This is a genomic window from Serratia sp. (in: enterobacteria) (assembly GCF_046715635.1).
Lineage (GTDB): Bacteria > Pseudomonadota > Gammaproteobacteria > Enterobacterales > Enterobacteriaceae > Chania.
Map to the genome: position 1 here is coordinate 44638 of NZ_JBKJYW010000428.1, position 17694 is coordinate 62331.

Annotated in this window: 14 protein-coding genes; 3 read left to right on the forward strand and 11 right to left on the reverse strand. The window is 54.0% G+C overall.

The annotated features are described in order from the left end of the window. The first annotated feature begins 29 nt into the window (after positions 1 to 29). From focA to pflA, 3 genes are all read left to right on the forward strand, one after another. Positions 30 to 890, forward strand: coding sequence for a formate transporter FocA (gene focA / locus ACLQ7H_RS22450; protein ID WP_179246450.1), 861 nt, complete (start codon positions 30 to 32; stop codon positions 888 to 890). Between the two features lie 60 nt (positions 891 to 950). Continuing rightward, on the forward strand, positions 951 to 3233 hold the full coding sequence (gene pflB, locus ACLQ7H_RS22455; protein ID WP_411754568.1) for a formate C-acetyltransferase: 2283 nt from the start codon (positions 951 to 953) through the stop codon (positions 3231 to 3233). Between the two features lie 310 nt (positions 3234 to 3543). Further along, positions 3544 to 4284, forward strand: a complete 741-nt coding sequence (gene pflA, locus ACLQ7H_RS22460) for a pyruvate formate lyase 1-activating protein (RefSeq protein WP_024484611.1) — start codon at positions 3544 to 3546, stop codon at positions 4282 to 4284. A 51-nt stretch (positions 4285 to 4335) separates the two neighbouring features. Here pflA and ACLQ7H_RS22465 read toward each other — a convergent pair whose 3' ends face one another. From ACLQ7H_RS22465 to ACLQ7H_RS22515, 11 genes are all read right to left on the reverse strand, one after another. After that, positions 4336 to 5481: an MFS transporter gene (locus tag ACLQ7H_RS22465; protein ID WP_411754569.1), complete on the reverse strand. Its 1146-nt coding sequence runs from the start codon at positions 5479 to 5481 to the stop codon at positions 4336 to 4338. Between the two features lie 121 nt (positions 5482 to 5602). Beyond that, entirely contained in the window at positions 5603 to 6169 is a 567-nt protein-coding gene (gene napF / locus ACLQ7H_RS22470; RefSeq protein ID WP_411754570.1) for a ferredoxin-type protein NapF, read from the reverse strand. Then, entirely contained in the window at positions 6169 to 6777 is a 609-nt protein-coding gene (gene dmsD, locus ACLQ7H_RS22475) for a Tat proofreading chaperone DmsD (RefSeq protein WP_021804934.1), read from the reverse strand. The genes napF and dmsD overlap by 1 nt, the downstream gene beginning before the upstream one ends. Before the next feature lie 48 nt (positions 6778 to 6825). Further along, complete coding sequence (locus ACLQ7H_RS22480) at positions 6826 to 7686, reverse strand: DmsC/YnfH family molybdoenzyme membrane anchor subunit (RefSeq protein ID WP_411754571.1); 861 nt, start codon at positions 7684 to 7686, stop codon at positions 6826 to 6828. A gap of 1 nt (position 7687) precedes the next feature. Continuing rightward, positions 7688 to 8305 carry a DMSO/selenate family reductase complex B subunit gene (locus tag ACLQ7H_RS22485; protein WP_411754572.1) on the reverse strand — a complete coding sequence of 206 codons (618 nt, stop codon included), beginning with the start codon at positions 8303 to 8305 and terminating at the stop codon, positions 7688 to 7690. A gap of 11 nt (positions 8306 to 8316) precedes the next feature. Further along, positions 8317 to 10764 carry a DMSO/selenate family reductase complex A subunit gene (locus ACLQ7H_RS22490; RefSeq protein WP_411754573.1) on the reverse strand — a complete coding sequence of 816 codons (2448 nt, stop codon included), beginning with the start codon at positions 10762 to 10764 and terminating at the stop codon, positions 8317 to 8319. A 225-nt stretch (positions 10765 to 10989) separates the two neighbouring features. Beyond that, complete coding sequence (ynfE, locus tag ACLQ7H_RS22495; RefSeq protein WP_411754574.1) at positions 10990 to 13443, reverse strand: selenate/tellurate reductase subunit YnfE; 2454 nt, start codon at positions 13441 to 13443, stop codon at positions 10990 to 10992. A 263-nt stretch (positions 13444 to 13706) separates the two neighbouring features. Continuing rightward, positions 13707 to 14999 (reverse strand): serine--tRNA ligase, encoded by a 1293-nt coding sequence (gene serS, locus ACLQ7H_RS22500; protein ID WP_411754575.1) that lies wholly within the window; start codon positions 14997 to 14999, stop codon positions 13707 to 13709. 108 nt (positions 15000 to 15107) lie between these two features. Further along, entirely contained in the window at positions 15108 to 16451 is a 1344-nt protein-coding gene (locus tag ACLQ7H_RS22505; protein ID WP_411754576.1) for a replication-associated recombination protein A, read from the reverse strand. A gap of 7 nt (positions 16452 to 16458) precedes the next feature. Further along, complete coding sequence (lolA, locus tag ACLQ7H_RS22510) at positions 16459 to 17070, reverse strand: outer membrane lipoprotein chaperone LolA (protein WP_411754577.1); 612 nt, start codon at positions 17068 to 17070, stop codon at positions 16459 to 16461. A gap of 270 nt (positions 17071 to 17340) precedes the next feature. After that, positions 17341 to 17694, reverse strand: a 354-nt coding sequence (locus tag ACLQ7H_RS22515; RefSeq protein ID WP_411754578.1) for a DNA translocase FtsK, incomplete at its 5' end; no start/stop codon positions are given.

Genomic DNA, 17694 nt, shown 5'->3' on the forward strand with positions numbered 1-17694 from the left:
TGTAATAACCCTTAAGAGCGAGAGTTAGTGTGAGAGCTGACAACCCCTTCGATATGCTGTTACCTGCCGCTATGGCGAAAGTTGCCGAGGATGCGGGGGTGTATAAAGCCACCAAGCATCCGCTGACGACTTTTTATTTAGCGATCACCGCAGGTGTGTTCATTTCTATCGCCTTTGTTTTTTATATCACAGCGACCACCGGCACCGCCGCCATTCCTTTCGGCCTCGCCAAGCTGGTGGGTGGTATCTGCTTCTCCATGGGGTTAATGCTGGTCGTCGTCTGCGGGGCGGACCTGTTTACCTCCACCGTACTGACCGTGATTGCCAAAGCCAGCGGGCGTATTACCTGGGGGCAACTGGCTCTTAACTGGTTAAACGTCTATATTGGCAACCTGATTGGTGCCCTGTTCTTCGTTGCTCTTATCTGGTTCTCAGGCGAGTATATGGCAGCCAATGGCCTGTGGGGTTTGAACGTATTGCAAACCGCCGACCATAAACTGCACCACACCTTTATCGAAGCCGTCTGTCTGGGTATCCTGGCTAACCTGATGGTTTGCCTGGCGGTCTGGATGAGCTACTCCGGCCGCAGCCTGATGGACAAGATGTTCGCCATGATCCTGCCGGTGGCCATGTTTGTTGCCAGCGGCTTTGAGCACAGTATCGCCAACATGTTTATGATCCCTATGGGTATAGTGGTTAAGCACTTTGCCACGCCAGAGTTTTGGCAAGCCGTGGGGGCAGCACCCGAGCAATTCGCTCATCTGACCGTAAGCAACTTTATCATCGACAACCTGATCCCCGTCACCATTGGTAACATCATTGGCGGTGGTCTGCTGGTTGGGTTGACTTACTGGGTAATTTATCTGCGTGGCGGCCAACAGAATCACTAATCTGTTGGCTGGCACGGCGCCGGGTTTACAAAGAAATTCACATTAGAAGGTAGGTGTATAATGACCGAACTTAACGAGAAGTTAGCGACCGCTTGGCAAGGTTTCAGCGAAGGTGACTGGCAGAAAGAAGTCAACGTACGTGACTTCATCCAGAAAAACTACACTCCTTACGAGGGTGATGAATCCTTCCTGGCTGGCGCAAGTCAAGCCACTACCACTCTGTGGGACAAAGTTATGGAAGGGATCAAACTGGAAAACCGCACCCATGCGCCAGTTGATTTCGATACCAATGTCGTCTCTACCGTGACTTCTCATGATGCGGGCTATATCAACAAAGATCTGGAAACCATCGTTGGTTTGCAGACCGATGCTCCTCTGAAGCGCGCGCTGATCCCATTCGGCGGCATCAAGATGGTTGAAGGTTCATGCAAGGTTTATGGCCGTGAACTGGATCCACAAGTGAAGAAAGTGTTCACCGAATACCGCAAAACCCACAACCAGGGCGTATTCGATGTTTACACCAAAGACATCCTGAACTGCCGTAAGTCTGGCGTGTTAACCGGTCTGCCAGATGCGTATGGCCGTGGTCGTATCATCGGTGACTACCGTCGCGTTGCTTTGTACGGTATCGACTTCCTGATGGCTGACAAGCTGAACCAGTTCAAGTCTCTGCAGAGCCGTCTGGAAAATGGCGAAGATCTGGAAATGACCATCCAGCTGCGTGAAGAAATTGCTGAACAGCACCGTGCCCTGGCTCAGATTAAAGAAATGGCTGCCAAATACGGCTACGACATTTCTGGCCCAGCGTCCACCGCTCAAGAAGCCGTACAGTGGACCTACTTCGGCTACCTGGCCGCGGTGAAATCCCAGAATGGTGCAGCCATGTCCTTCGGCCGCGTATCTACCTTCCTGGACGCGTACATTGAGCGCGATATCAAGGCCGGTAAACTGACTGAACTCCAGGCGCAAGAACTGATCGACCATCTGGTCATGAAACTGCGTATGGTTCGCTTCCTGCGTACTCCTGAGTATGATGAGCTGTTCTCTGGTGACCCAATCTGGGCAACAGAATCCCTGGCAGGTATGGGTGTTGATGGTCGTACGCTGGTGACCAAAAACAGCTTCCGCTTCCTGAACACGCTGTACACCATGGGGCCATCTCCAGAGCCAAACATGACCATCCTGTGGTCTGAAAAACTGCCGTTGAACTTCAAAAAATACGCCGCGAAAGTGTCTATCGACACCTCCTCCGTACAGTATGAAAACGACGACCTGATGCGCCCAGACTTCAACAACGATGACTATGCCATCGCCTGTTGCGTCAGCCCGATGATTGTCGGTAAGCAAATGCAGTTCTTCGGTGCGCGTGCCAACCTGGCGAAAACCATGTTGTACGCAATCAACGGCGGCGTTGATGAAAAACTCAAAATGCAGGTTGGCCCGAAAGAAGCCCCAATGATGGACACCGTGCTGGACTATGACAAAGTCATGGAACGTATGGACCACTTCATGGACTGGCTGGCCAAGCAGTATGTGACCTCGTTGAACATCATTCACTACATGCACGACAAGTACAGCTATGAAGCTGCACTGATGGCTCTGCATGACCGTGATGTTTATCGCACCATGGCTTGTGGTATCGCGGGTCTGTCCGTAGCAGCCGACTCCCTGTCTGCTATCAAGTACGCCAAAGTATCCACCATCCGTGACGAAGACGGCCTGGCTGTCGACTTCAAAATTGAAGGTGAATATCCGCAGTTCGGTAACAACGATTCTCGCGTCGATGACATCGCTTGTGACCTGGTAGAACGTTTCATGAAGAAAATTCAGAAACTTCGTACCTACCGTAATGCGGTGCCAACTCAGTCCGTGCTGACCATCACCTCTAACGTGGTTTATGGTAAGAAAACCGGTAACACTCCAGATGGTCGTCGTGCTGGCGCTCCATTTGGTCCAGGTGCCAACCCAATGCACGGCCGCGATCAGAAAGGTGCTGTAGCCTCACTGACCTCCGTAGCCAAACTGCCGTTTGCCTATGCGAAGGATGGTATCTCTTACACCTTCTCCATCGTGCCTAACGCGTTGGGTAAAGACGACGACGTGCGTAAAGCCAACCTGGCGGGTCTGATGGATGGTTACTTCCACCACGAAGCGTCCATCGAAGGCGGTCAGCACCTGAACGTGAACGTGATGAACCGTGAAATGCTGCTGGACGCGATGGAAAATCCTGAGAAATATCCTCAGCTGACCATCCGCGTATCGGGTTACGCAGTACGCTTCAACTCGCTGACCAAAGAACAGCAACAAGACGTGATTACTCGTACTTTCACCCAGTCGATCTAATCAGTGTTTCGCCGGGGCGGATCGCTCTGCCCCGCAGAACAAGTCTCACCAAGGCCGGATATTCCGGCCTTTTTACTACATAACCCCTGACTCTGGTTTTGAGTCTGTTTTGCCAGGTATCTACGCTGCTGCTTAGCCAGTCAAGGGTATATACTGCATGGATATCTGGCAAAACAGTGATCCGGTACGTAACCGGCCAACAGGAATCGTTTTACCTGGCGCCTTTTTTCGCCACATCGTTGATTCCCTGCCTGGCGGTTACCAGCCTATTTTAGACTGCGTTTGACAGTCAATTTTGGAGAAACCCGCAATGTCCTTGAAAGGCCGCATCCACTCTTTCGAATCCTGTGGCACCGTTGATGGCCCTGGTATCCGCTTTATCGTGTTCTTCCAGGGTTGCCTGATGCGCTGCCTGTACTGCCATAACCGCGATACCTGGGACACCCACGGCGGCAAAGAGGTCACGGTTGAAGAGCTGATGACCGATACCGTGGCCTACCGCCACTTTATGAACGCTTCCGGCGGCGGCGTAACGGCGTCCGGTGGCGAAGCGATCCTGCAGGCCGAATTTGTCCGCGACTGGTTCCGCGCCTGTCACAAGGAAGGCATCAGTACCTGTCTGGACACCAACGGTTTTGTCCGCCGTTACGACCCGGTGATCGATGAGCTGCTGGATACTACCGACCTGGTAATGCTCGATCTGAAACAGATGAATGACGATATTCACCAGAACCTGGTGGGGGTCTCCAACCATCGCACGCTGGAGTTTGCCCGTTATCTGGCCAAGCGAAATCAACGCACCTGGATCCGCTACGTGGTGGTACCGGGCTGGTCTGATGATGATAAATCGACGCATCTGCTCGGTGAGTTCACCAAGGATATGACCAATATCGAGAAGATTGAGCTGTTGCCTTACCACGAACTAGGCAAGCATAAATGGATCGCGATGGGCGAAGAGTACAAGCTGGACGGCGTTCATCCGCCAAAAGCCGACACCATGGATCGAGTAAAAGGGATCCTGGAAAGCTACGGCCATAAAGTGATCTATTAAGCCTCTCCCGGTTCGAACAAAAAACCCGACTTATCTGCCGGGTTTTGTCTTTCAGGCCGCGGCCAACGGAGTATGGTGATGGTCGGGTTTCTTCAGCAGCATCACCAGATAAATCAAAGCGACTACCGCAATCATCACAAACAGCAACCGATCGGAGTAGCTCTGCATCAGCATCGACGTCATCGATGGGCCTAGCAAGCTGCCGACGGTATAGCTCATCAATAATGCCTGGTTCATCGCCACTAACTGATGGGGCAGCACCTTTTCACAAGCCCAGGACATCGCCACCGGGTACAGGGTAAAGCCAGCGCAGCCCAGAATGAACAGCGCCGGAGCCATCGCATAGTTACCCAGCATCGCGATGCTGGCAAGGATCACCACGAATACCTGAATACGCAGCACCAGCAGGCGACCATAGCGATCGGCCAAGCGCCCGATAGGCCACTGACCCACGATACCGGAACTGACCAGCAGCGCCATCCAGTAGCCCACGTTGGCATCACTCATCCCCTGATGGTTTAAATACAGCGGCATCAGGCCGTACAGCGAGCCCAGCACAATCCCCGAGATAATACAGCCGTTGATGCCCAACCGGGCGTCACGACGTTTAAACATCTGCCAGATCGAGGCCTGCTGCGGCTCGTCATCCTGGTGATTCACCCGTGCAAACAGCATCGGCAGCATGGCGGCCATCACAACGGCGGTCACCCACGGCACCACATCCAGCAGTTGGGTTGAAACACTGCTTAGCAGCAACTGCCCCGCAACCGTACCGAGATAGTAAACTATCATATACGCCGCCAGCAGTTGGCCACGGTTACTCAAGTTACCGCTGCGCAACAGCGCGCTTTCAACGATCACCCAAATCCAGGCACACCCTACCCCGGCAAAGAAGCGCCAGCCGATCCAGCTCCAGAAGTCCAACGACAGCACCATACCCACGGTAGCGAAGGCAAAGACCAGACAGGCAAGATGATAACTGCGGGTAAAGCCAATCCGCTTGATCAGTTTGCCCGCCACCAGCGTTCCCACCAGGTTCCCGGTAAAATAAGACGAACTGACCACCCCCACTTGCCAGGTTGGCAATTGGGCATGCGTTAACCAAAGGGGAACCAAAGTGTTCAAAACGGCGATCGAAACCGTAAGCAGCAATAGACCGCAGAGCAACATAAGCACTGGGCGAGAATATGCGGACATAGTGAAATTGAAACCGAACAGACAGAGTAGAGTGCGCGCATCATGCCACTGGCGATAAAAAAGTCAATCGGCGGTTAACGGGCGATCGCACAATATGTTTAACAACGGGTTAAAAGTGGCTTTATAGCTGTTCCGGCAGCGATTTTTCACCCGAGGCGGCCAGGGAAATATGCCCATGAAAGCAGGATAGCTTACACAGTCCGCAGCCATTACACAGCGTATCGTCACACTGCAATTGGCGGGCACCGTTTTCAGAAAGCTGGAAGGATAAAGCCTGTTGCGGGCAGTTGATGGTACACATTCGGCAGTTGTCTTGCCGCCCCAGGCAACTATGGCTGATTTGCGGGCGCAGCAGCGTATCGCAGGGCATTTTGTCACGCAGCGCCCCGGTTTGGCAGGCACTGGTGCATTTACGGCAGGCATCACACTCGGTGAAATCGATGCTCAAAACCGCCTTGCCTTGATCGAGGCTCAATAAACCATACGGGCAGCTACTCACGCAGCCGCCACAGCCGTTGCACAACGCGCTGAACAACACCTCCGGCAAAGCCTGAGGTGGACGAGCCACCACAGGCAATGTCACAGAAGGTGCTTCCCGCTCAGGCAAGGATTTACTACGATCAAGCCAACCAGTCAGCAACCGGCGTCGGCTATTGCCTTGCGCAGATAACTGCTGGTCGTTATTCATCAGAAATACAGTTCCAGGCTCGGCACCGGTGACGGGCACTCTTCCGCCCAGGCTGCCAGCGTGATTTGTGCCAACTGAGCCACGCCTTGATAGAACGGATGTCCGGCATGTTGCTGCAGCAGTTCCAGATAACGCGGTGCCCAAGGCAGAATGTGCAGCGCAATCAGCCCGGAAATCATTTTGTGCTGCTTCTCTTCGGCCAGCCAGGCCGCCATCATCAGCAAAGTGCCAATATGGTCTTCCGGCTCATTCTGGTCGCGCTGGGCTTCGATACCGTTCACCCGCAACCATTGGCGCAGGCGCAGCGTCGAATCACCAAACAGCACGCTCTCTCTATCCAGGTAGACCGAACCCCAAGGCGGAGCAACCAACGTATGCGGGCCAACAAACAGACGTTGATAAGCCTCTGACAACGTCTCTGGCTGATTTCCAGTCAGGCCTTCGGCAATCAGTGCAGCTGCCTCTTGTGCGCCTTCATAAGGCCATTCGGTCAACCACTGCGGGTCGGCCAGAGAATCCAGTAAAGGCTGGCACTCTTTGCTCTCCGGTGGGGCATACAATAAAACACCTAGCACACGGCCAGTCAGGGCAATTTTTTCAAGCATCATAACTTGGGGCTTCTCCAGGGGCGCAGCCAGGCCGCGCCCAGATTAACGTTAGCCAGCCACGGCCATGCCAACGGTCATATGCAGGCCGTAGAACACGCCACGGCCGATCAACTCACCGGCAAAGACTAACACAAAGCCCAGGGTCAACCCCATCACACTGGCGTTACCACGACGCAACTGCGGGCAAATCCAGCAACCCAGGCCGAGAACCAGCAATACCAGCCGCCATACCATCAGTTGGCCATATTCCGGGATCAGCGCCGACGCCTGCTGTACCGAGCTGCTGATGGTAGCCAATTCACTGCCCTGCAACAGCGCCGAGCATAGGCTAAGCAGCAGCGCCAGCACGCTGATCATCATCAATTGGCCACGGCTAGCCACTTGCAAACCGGCCGCCCGCAGCAGCAAAACGCCCAACAGCGGGCCGCCGATAAACACTGACAGGAAGAAGTTCAGCGTGGTGTAACCGTTATGCCAGGTCGGTACGGTATCGATCTGGTAGACACGCGTCATGGCGTAGACAAACAGCAGGCCCAGCACCATGGTGACCACCAGCCAGGCTTTACCCAGCCCCTGCGGCATTTTTTTCAACACTGCCAACAGCCAATAGAGGCCGCCAACCGCAAAAAACACCGAACCGCTGGCGATCTCATTACTCAACGCCGACTCACCGATGCGATTGAGTGAGTTAAAGGCCTTGATCGGCGTCCCCAGGTGCATCACGGAGGCGATAAAGGCGATCCCCATCAGCAACCACAGGAAAAACATAGAACCGTGTACCGCCTTACTCTGGCGATCGGTCAGATTACCGGCGATCAACGCCAGCCCCATTACGATGACGCCGCCCACCACAAACTGCCCTAATACGGTGAACACCATCAGCGGCCATTCATGCCATCCCGTTGCCATTTTAAACCTCCTTCGGATTAGCCAGATGGCCGGTAGTGTCACCACTCGGGCGGCTGTTGGCGTTAGGTTTCAGTACGATGCACGGTTTGGTGAAATGCGCAGCCGGTAACGGTGCCACTTGCGCCAGGGTGCCATGTTGTTTACGCAGTTCGTCGATCGGGCCAAAATCCAGGGCACGCAGCGGGCAGGATTCGACACAAATCGGCTTTTGGCCAACGGCGACGCGTTCATAGCAGCCATCGCACTTGGTCATGTGCCCTTTCGCTTCGTTGTACTGCGGTGCGCCGTATGGGCAAGCCATATGGCAGTAACGGCAACCGATGCACACCTCTTCGTTCACCACCACAAAGCCGTCTTCCCGCTTGTGCATGGCGCCACTTGGGCACACTTTGGTGCAAGCGGGATCTTCACAGTGGTTACAAGCGATCGACAGGTAATAGGCAAACACGTTCTGGTGCCAGCTATCGCCGTCCTGCTGCCAATCACCGCCGGCATACTCATAGATGCGGCGGAAACTGACGTCCGGGGTCAGGTTCTTGTAATCCTTACAGGCAAGCTCACAGGTTTTGCAACCGGTACAGCGTGCAGAGTCAATATAAAAACCATATTGTATTGTCATTAGCTGTTCCCTTAGATCTTGGTGACTTCAACTAAATTGCTGTGTTGAGGATTGCCTTTTGCCAGTGGAGAAGGACGCTGAGTCGTTAAGACATTCATACTCCCCCCATGGTCAATCTTGTTTTCATCCGGGGCATACCAAGCACCTTCTCCCAGAGCGACAACCCCAGGAATGATGCGCGGTGTCACCTTGGCAGCAATATGTACTTCACCACGATCGTTAAAGATTTTTACCAGATCACCGTTGTTGATATTACGGCGCCGGGCATCAATCGGATTGATCCACATCTCCTGCAGGCAGGCCGCCTTGAGTACATCGACGTTGCCGTAAGTGGAGTGCACACGAGATTTATAATGAAAACCGGTCATTTGCAGCGGATATTTTTCGCTTAGCTTATCGTTATAGTTTTCAAACCCTGGCGCATAAACCGGTAACGGATCGATAATATCTCCGGTGGGTAAATGCCAAGTCTGAGCGATCTCCGCCAAGCGGGCGGAATAGATCTCGATTTTTCCTGAAGGCGTCTTCAATGGATTGCTGACGGGATCGTTACGGAAGTCCTTGAAAGCAACAAAATGACCACGAGGGTCCATTTTTTTGAAAATCCCCTGTTGCTGGAACACTTCAAACTCCGGTAACTCAGGCAATTTTTCACGCGATTTGTCATACAGATGGCGCAACCACTGCTCTTGGGTCCTACCTTCGGTAAACTGTGCCTCCACGCCTAAGCGGCTGGCAATTTCGCGGCACATTTCATAGATAGTTTTACACTCAAAACGCGGTTGGATTGCCTGACTGGCAAAAATGACGTAGCCCAAGTTGCTGGTATAACCATCCAGACAGAAATCCATCTGCTCGGAGGCAGTACAGTCGGGTAATATCAAATCGGCATATTTCGCGGATGACGTCATGTGATTGTCAATAACAACAATCATTTCACATTTTTTTTCATCCTGTAGGATGGTGTGGGTTTTATTAATATCAGAATGCTGATTGATTAAGGCATTACTGGCATAGTTCCAGATAAACTTGATGGGTACATCCAGTTTTTCTTTGCCACGCACACCGTCAGAGGTTGCCGTCATTTCTGGCCCACGCTCAATCGCATCGGTCCACAAGAACACTGAAATGCTGGCTTTTACTGGATTTTCCAACGTCGGCATACGTTCGAATGGCAGCGAATAACTCCCTTCACGTGCACCGGTATTACCGCCAGAAATACCTACATTACCTGTCAATATTGGTAACATGGCGATGGAACGGGCCGTCTGTTCACCGTTGGCATGGCGTTGCGGCCCCCATCCCTGACAAATATACGCCGGTTTTGCGCTACCCATCTCTCGTGCCAGCTTGATGATACGATCGGCCGGAATACCGGTGATTTGGGATGCCCACTGTGGGGTCTTCGCAACGCCGTCTTGCCCCTGCCCCAGGATATAAGCCTTGTAGTGACCGTTGGCTGGCGCACCTGCAGGCAAGGTTTTCTCATCGTAACCCACGCAGTATTTATCCAGGAACGGTTGGTCGACCAACTCCTCGCTGATCAACACATGCGCTAATCCGGCGACCAGTGCGGCATCGGTGCCTGGGCGGATCGGGATCCATTCATCTTCTCGCCCTGCCGCCGTATCCGTGTAGCGCGGATCAATAATAATCATCCGGGCATTCGAACGCTCGCGCGCCTGCTCCAACTGATAGGTGATACCCCCACCGCTCATTCGGGTTTCTGCGGGGTTATTACCAAACATAACCACCAACTTGCTGTTCTCTACGTCCGAGATACTATTCCCGTCACCGCCTCCATAGGTATAAGGCATCGCACAACTGATCTGTGCGGTACTATAGGTGCCATAGTGATTTAAATAGCCGCCGACGCAGTTCATCAAGCGAGCTACAGGAGAGTTTAGCGGGGGCCAAGAACGGGCAACGGTACCACCCAGAGTACCTGTACCGTAATTGAGATAAATTGCCTCATTACCGTATTCTTTGATAATCCGTTGTAAGTTCGCACCGATCAGATCAAAGGCTTCATCCCAACTGATACGTTTGAATTTGCCCTCCCCACGTTTACCCACACGCAGCATTGGATATTTCAACCGGTCTGGGTTATAGACCCTACGCCGCATCGAACGGCCGCGCAGGCAGGCTCGCACCTGATGTTTGTCACCATAGACATCAGCGCCGGTATTATCCGTTTCAACATATTTGATCTCTCCATCGACAACATGCATTCGCAGCGGGCAACGACTGCCACAGTTGACGGTACAAGCACTCCACACCACTTTTTCTTCGGGTTTGGCAAGGGCGGATGCCGGAGAGGTTTCAGCGTTGACAAGACGGCTGAAAGGCAGGGAAACGCCACCAACGGCGAGGGCAAGCCCGCCAATGGCGCTGTTTTTAACCAGCTTTCGCCTGGAGCACTGTAGCCCGGACAGTGGTTTTTTTTCGGATTCACTCATAATGACTTCGCTCTGGGTTGCATAAAAGAGCCAGTGGAACTGGCAATAAAACCTGCAATCAACGTGTTACGCCGCTCCCAATGCAGATAGACTTCAAAAAGCAGGTAAAAGTGTTTTAATTGTGACCTGCTCTAAATGGAACTATCCTCCAAAAGAGGTAGTTCCACTTTGCTCATAATCAATAAATCGCTGATATTGCTGCCATTATTGATAATGATTATTATTTCATACCTTTTCGATCTCGATCAGATTGGTATGCTGCGGATTGCCTTTCGCCAGCGGCGATGGCCGGTGGGTAGTGAGCGTGTTCATACAGGCACCATGATCGATACGATCGCCGTTCATGTTGGCTTGATGCCAAGCTCCCTGCCCCATAGCTACTACGCCCGGCATGATGCGCGGCGTCACCTTGGCGGCCACGCGAACTTCGCCACGGCCATTGAATACCCGCACCGTTTCACCGCTGGCAATGCCGCGCTGGCTGGCATCAAGCGGGTTGATCCAGACTTCCTGTGGGCAAGCCGCCTGCAGCACATCGATATTGCCGTAGCTGGAGTGGGTCCGAGCCTTGTAGTGGAAACCGAACATTTGCAGCGGATAGGTTTTACGCAACGGGTCATCCCAACCTTCAAAGGTTGAGGCATAGACCGGCAGCGGGCTGATGGTTTCGTCTTTCTCCAGCTCCCAACTGCTGGCGATCTCTGCCAACTTGGCAGAATAGATTTCGATCTTGCCCGAGGGCGTTTTCAGCGGGTTGGCGGCGGGATCGTCACGGAATTTTTTATAGGCTACCAAGTGCCCATTGGGATCCTTACGCTTGTAAATCCCTATGCTGCGCAAGGCTTCATAGGACGGCAACTGGGGATCCCTCTCTAACATTTTGGCGTAAAGATATTGCAGCCACTGCTCCTGAGTGCGCCCTTCGGTGAATTTTTGGTGTACCTCAGGCCCAAGGCGACGCGCCACCTCGCTCATCACTTCATAGATGGGTTTACGCTCAAACTTGGCAGAGGTCGCTGGCTGGATAAAGATCAGGTAGCCCATATTGCCGGCGTAGTCGTTCGGGATGATGTCCTCCTGCTCGACCGTCATCAGGTCCGGCAGCAGAATATCGGCGTATTTCGCCGAGGAGGTCATAAAGTTTTCCAGCACCACGATCATTTCACACTGGGAGTCATCCTGCAGAATGTCGTGAGTTTTGTTGATATCGGAGTGTTGGTTGGTGATGGTGTTACCGGCATAGTTCCAGATAAACTTGATCGGCACGTCCAGCTTGTCTTTGCCGCGCACTCCATCACGTTTGGCGGTCATTTGCGGGCCGCGGGCGATGGCATCGGTCCAGCTGAAGCAGGAAATCTGCGTTTTTACCGGGTTTTCCAGCACCGGCATCCGTTCAATGGTGATGGTGTAGGTTGACTCGCGCGCGCCGCTGTTACCACCGTTGATCCCCACGTTGCCGGTCAGGATCGGCAGCATCGCAATAGCCCGCGAGGTGAGCTCACCATTTGCCTGGCGCTGTGGCCCCCAACCTTGCGAGATATAAGCCGGTTTGGCACTGCCGATCTCACGAGCCAGCTTGATGATACGATCGGCCGGAATACCGGTGATTTGGGATGCCCACTGTGGGGTCTTCGCAACACCATCTTGCCCCTGCCCCAGGATATAAGCCTTGTAGTGACCGTTGGCTGGCGCACCTGCAGGCAAGGTTTTCTCATCGTAACCCACACAGTATTTATCCAGGAACGGTTGGTCGACCAACTCCTCGCTGATCAACACATGCGCTAATCCGGCGACCAGTGCGGCATCGGTGCCTGGGCGGATCGGGATCCACTCATCTTCCCGCCCGGCAGCCGTATCCGTATAACGTGGATCGATGACGATCATGCGCGCATTTGAACGTTCCCGCGCCTGTTCCAGGAAATAGGTGATGCCACCGCCACTCATGCGGGTTTCTGCCGGGTTGTTACCAAATAGCACTACCAGTTTGCTGTTTTCAATATCAGAGGTGCTGTTACCTTCATTGCTGCCGTAGGTATAAGGCATCGCGCAGGCAATTTGGGCGGTACTGTAGGTGCCATAGTGGCTGAGAAAACCGCCATAACAGTTCATCAGGCGGGCAACCAGCGAGGCATATGGCGAAGAGCGGGTGATATTGCCGCCGACAATCCCGGAGGTATAGTTGATGTAAACCGCTTCATTGCCGTATTTGGCGACGATACGTTGCAGGCTGGCGGCGATTTCGCTGTAAGCCTCTTCCCAACTGATGCGTTTGAATTTACCTTCGCCACGTTTGCCGACGCGTTTCATCGGGTAATTCAGGCGTTCCGGATGGTTCATGCGCCGCCGCATGGAGCGGCCACGCAGACAGGCCCGTACCTGGTGATTACCATAAACATCATCGCCCGTATTGTCGGTTTCAACCCAGTAAACTTCGTCATCGCGCACGTGTAACCGCAAGGCACAGCGGCTGCCACAGTTAACCGAGCAGGCACCCCACACCACTTTATCCTGCGGCGCGGGTTGCACCGCGGTACCGACCGTTTCTGCCACGGCATGGCGACTGAAAGGCAACGAAAAACCGCCAGCGGCCAGGGTCAACCCCGCTACCGTGCCGGATTTCATTAGCGTACGGCGGCTGATACCGTTGGATGATGATGTTGCAGATTTTTGCTTCGACATAGCTCACTCCAGGTCTTGCCCGAATAACGGGAAAAGTCATGCCTTGATCGGCAGAGACAGGAGGAAGCTGAATTAGCGCTGAGTGGTTTGATGTGGAAACACGATCCCCCCTCCATAAGTAAGGATATTACTCATAAGGAGGTAAGAAACTTTGTCTGCTATCAATAAATGGGGCTTTCATTCGTAAATTAAAATTATTCACACGAAAAAAAGCGCCCGTAGGCGCTTTCGATACAACATTTGATACCACACGGTGAGGTGGATTACCCGATATATTCCAGGCCGCCCATGTAAGGACGCAATACTTCTGGTACCTGAATACGGCCATCGGCCTGCTGGTAGTTTTCCAGCACCGCGACCAGAGTACGGCCTACGGCCAAACCAGAGCCGTTCAGCGTGTGCACCAGGCGTGGCTTCTTCTCTGTCTTGCTGCGGCAACGAGCCTGCATACGACGCGCCTGGAAATCTCCCATGTTGGAGCAGGAAGAGATCTCGCGATAGGTGTTCTGCGCAGGCAGCCACACTTCCAGATCGTAGGTTTTACAGGAACCGAAGCCGATATCACCGGTGCACAGCAGCACTTTACGATATGGCAGATTCAGCAGTTGCAGCACTTTCTCCGCATGGCCGGTCAATTCTTCCAGCGCATTCATCGAGTCTTCTGGGCGCACGATCTGGACCATTTCGACCTTGTCGAACTGGTGCATACGGATCAGACCACGGGTGTCACGCCCGTAAGAACCGGCTTCCGAACGGAAGCATGGCGTATGCGCGGTCATCTTCAGCGGCAGATCTTCTTCATCAAGGATCTCGTCGCGCACCAGGTTGGTGACTGGCACTTCCGCCGTTGGGATCAGCGCATAGTTGCTGCTTTCTGATTCTTCTTCCAGCGGTTTGGTATGGAACAGATCTTCACCAAACTTCGGCAACTGGCCAGTCCCGTACAGCGTGGCATGGTTCACCAGATACGGAACGTAGGTTTCCAGATAGCCGTGCTGTTCCGTGTGCAGATCCAGCATGAACTGGGCCAACGCACGGTGCATACGAGCCATTTGGCCTTTCATTACCACAAAGCGCGCACCGGTCAGTTTCACCGCAGCGGCAAAATCCAGCCCACCGGCCATTTCGCCCAGCTCAACGTGATCGCGTACCGGGAAATCATACTGACGCGGTTCGCCCCAGCGGCAGATTTCCAGGTTTTCGCTATCGTCTTTACCGTCTGGCACCGCGTCGTCCGGCACGTTCGGCATCACCAATGCGTAATCACGGATCTCGTTCTGCAGCTTATCCAGTGCGGCCTTGGCAGCATCCAGCTTGTCACCCAGTTCGTTCACTTCGCGACGCAGTGGCTCGATATCCTCACCGCGCGCTTTGGCCGCGCCGATGGATTTCGATCGGGAGTTACGTTCTGCCTGCAGTGTTTCAGTTTCTACCTGCAGAACCTTACGGCGCTCTTCTTGCGAACGCAGCAGATCCAGATCGAGTTTAAAGCCTCTGCGAGCCAGTTTTACGGCGACTGCGTCTAGCTCATTACGCAGCAGATTGGGATCGAGCATGCTAATCCTGTGCTTGTTGTTATTGAAAGAGAAATTGTGTTTTATGCCGCAACGGTATAGCCGCATAAAAGAAGTGTGATACCCACTAACCTTACCGCAACGGCAACGCTAGCGGTAGCGTTTTGTCTGGCTATTTTGATCCTGCTCAGCCAGCCATGCCAACTTTTCACCGATTTTGCCTTCCAGCCCGCGCGAGGTTGGATGATAGTAGCGCGTGGTGGCCATTTCCGCCGGGAAATAGCTCTCTCCGGCCGCGTAGGCATTAGGTTCGTCATGGGCATAGCGGTACTCTGCCCCCAGCCCCATTTCTTTCATCAGCTTGGTAGGAGCGTTACGCAGGTGCTCCGGAACGTCATAGTCCGCCATCTCTTTGGCGTCACGCATCGCCGCTTTAAAGGCGGTATAGACAGCGTTGCTTTTAGGGGCACAGGCCAGGTAGACGATCGCCTGAGCGATAGCGCGTTCCCCTTCCGCAGGGCCAACACGGGTGAAGCAATCCCAGGCGGCAATGGCCACTTGCATTCCGCGTGGATCGGCGTTGCCAACGTCTTCAGAGGCAATGGCCAGCAGGCGGCGCGCCACATACAGCGGATCGCCCCCGGCGGTAATAATACGCGCATACCAGTACAAGGCAGCATCCGGTGCTGAACCACGCACGGATTTATGCAGTGCAGAAATCAGATCGTAATAACGATCGCCTTTGTTATCAAAGCGCGCACTGCGCTCACCAGAGACCTCTTTGAGTAACTCCGGGGTTAATACCCGCATGCCTTTGCCGTCGATTTCCGCCATATCGGCCATCATCTCCAGGCTGTTCAAGGCGCGACGAGCATCGCCACCCACCAGTTCCGACAGCATGCGCTTGGTTTCCGGCGGCAGCTCGATGTTTTGATCGCCAAAACCCCGCGCCTTGTCTTCCATGGCCTGATCCAGCACCTGGCCGATGTCGTCCGCCGTCAGCGCTTTGAGCAGATACACTCGCGCGCGGGACAGCAACGCTGAGTTCAGTTCAAAGGAGGGGTTTTCCGTGGTAGCACCGATAAAGGTAATGGTGCCATGTTCGATATGTGGCAGGAAGGCATCCTGCTGGCTTTTATTGAAGCGGTGGACTTCGTCAACAAACAGGATGGTACGGCGGCCCGCATCGCGATTTTGGCGGGCGCGCTCGATGGCTTCGCGGATCTCCTTGATGCCGGAGGTTACCGCTGAGATGCGCTCAACATCGGCCCGGCCATAGCGGCCAATCAACTCTGCCAGCGTCGTTTTCCCGGTTCCCGGCGGCCCCCACAGGATCATCGAGTGCAACTGCCCTGCCTCGATGGCGCGTGGCAACGGCTTGCCCGGGGCCAGCAAATGCTGCTGGCCAATGTATTGTGCCAGCGTGGTTGGCCGCATACGCGCGGCCAGTGGCTGGAATTCATTGTGGGAAAAATCGAGTGACATGTTGCTCACGTTGACCTCACTGGCGCTGGTCGTCCAGCGTCACCCCCTTCGGTGGGGTAAATTTGAATTTTGCAGCATCAACGCTGCTGCTCTGCTGGCTCTTCAGCTGATAAGCGCTGCGCTGGCCATCTTGCTCAACCGCGGCAAAGCTCTTGATGGTACCGCTATTGGTCACGGTAATGGCAAACTGCTTCAGATTACCGCTGCTGGCCTTTGGCGTCAGTACGAAATCATCCCCTTTCTGCTTCACGTTGTACTGTTTCCAGTCGTTAGCATCGTTACGGGTGATCAGCATGAAGGGCGTATTGCCGGTGGCATTTTTCAGCCAGGTGGCCGTCACCTGTTCAACGAACGGGTTGTAGAACCACAGGGTCTCACCGTCCGAAACCAGTACGCTCTCATCCGGCGAAGTCATATGCCAATTAAACAGATTGGGGCGTTTTACCCATAATTCACCTTCCCCTTGCTGCACCGCAGCGCCATCGCTACTGGTGACAGATTGGGAGAAGCTGGCATGGAAACTGTTTACTTTCGCCAGACGACCTTGCAAATCTTGCGCGGCATCCGCCAACACGCAAGCAGACGCAAATCCCGAAAGCAGACAACAGGCAATCAACAGTTTTTTCATTATTCCAGATACCTTATGAAATGCGGTTACCGCAAGCTGGGTCAATATAACCCTGAACACCTCCACTCTACCCGAAGCACTCGGCCGACAGCCAGAGCACTATTCCGATAAAGCAGGGGCTTACGCTTCTTTGCACAAGGGCCGCAAAGCGGCCCTTCGGATTGATAACAACGTGACAATGTTGCTGAGTTTGCAGGCTGATTATCTAAATGGCCGCAGCATGCAGCGCCCCTACGTAGTAAATCCGGTTAAGATTTGTCCGCATGGTAATCAGTCATGCCGTGGCGGTGCCAGCACCTCACGGTTACCGTTATGCCCCTGCTCGCTGACAATGCCCTGCGCCTCCATCTGTTCGATGATACGCGCGGCGCGGTTGTAGCCAATGCGGAACTGACGCTGTACGCCGGAAATCGAGGCGCGGCGTTTATCCACCACAAACTCGACCGCCTGATCGAACAGCGGATCCAGCTCTTCGTCACCGTCCAGACCACCGCCTGCCCCCCCCTCACCGTCTTCACCGGCGCTGAGGATGCCCTCTTTATACTGAGGCCGCTCACGCGCTTTCCAGTCTTTGACCACGGCATGAACTTCCTGATCGCGGACAAAGGCCCCGTGCACACGCAC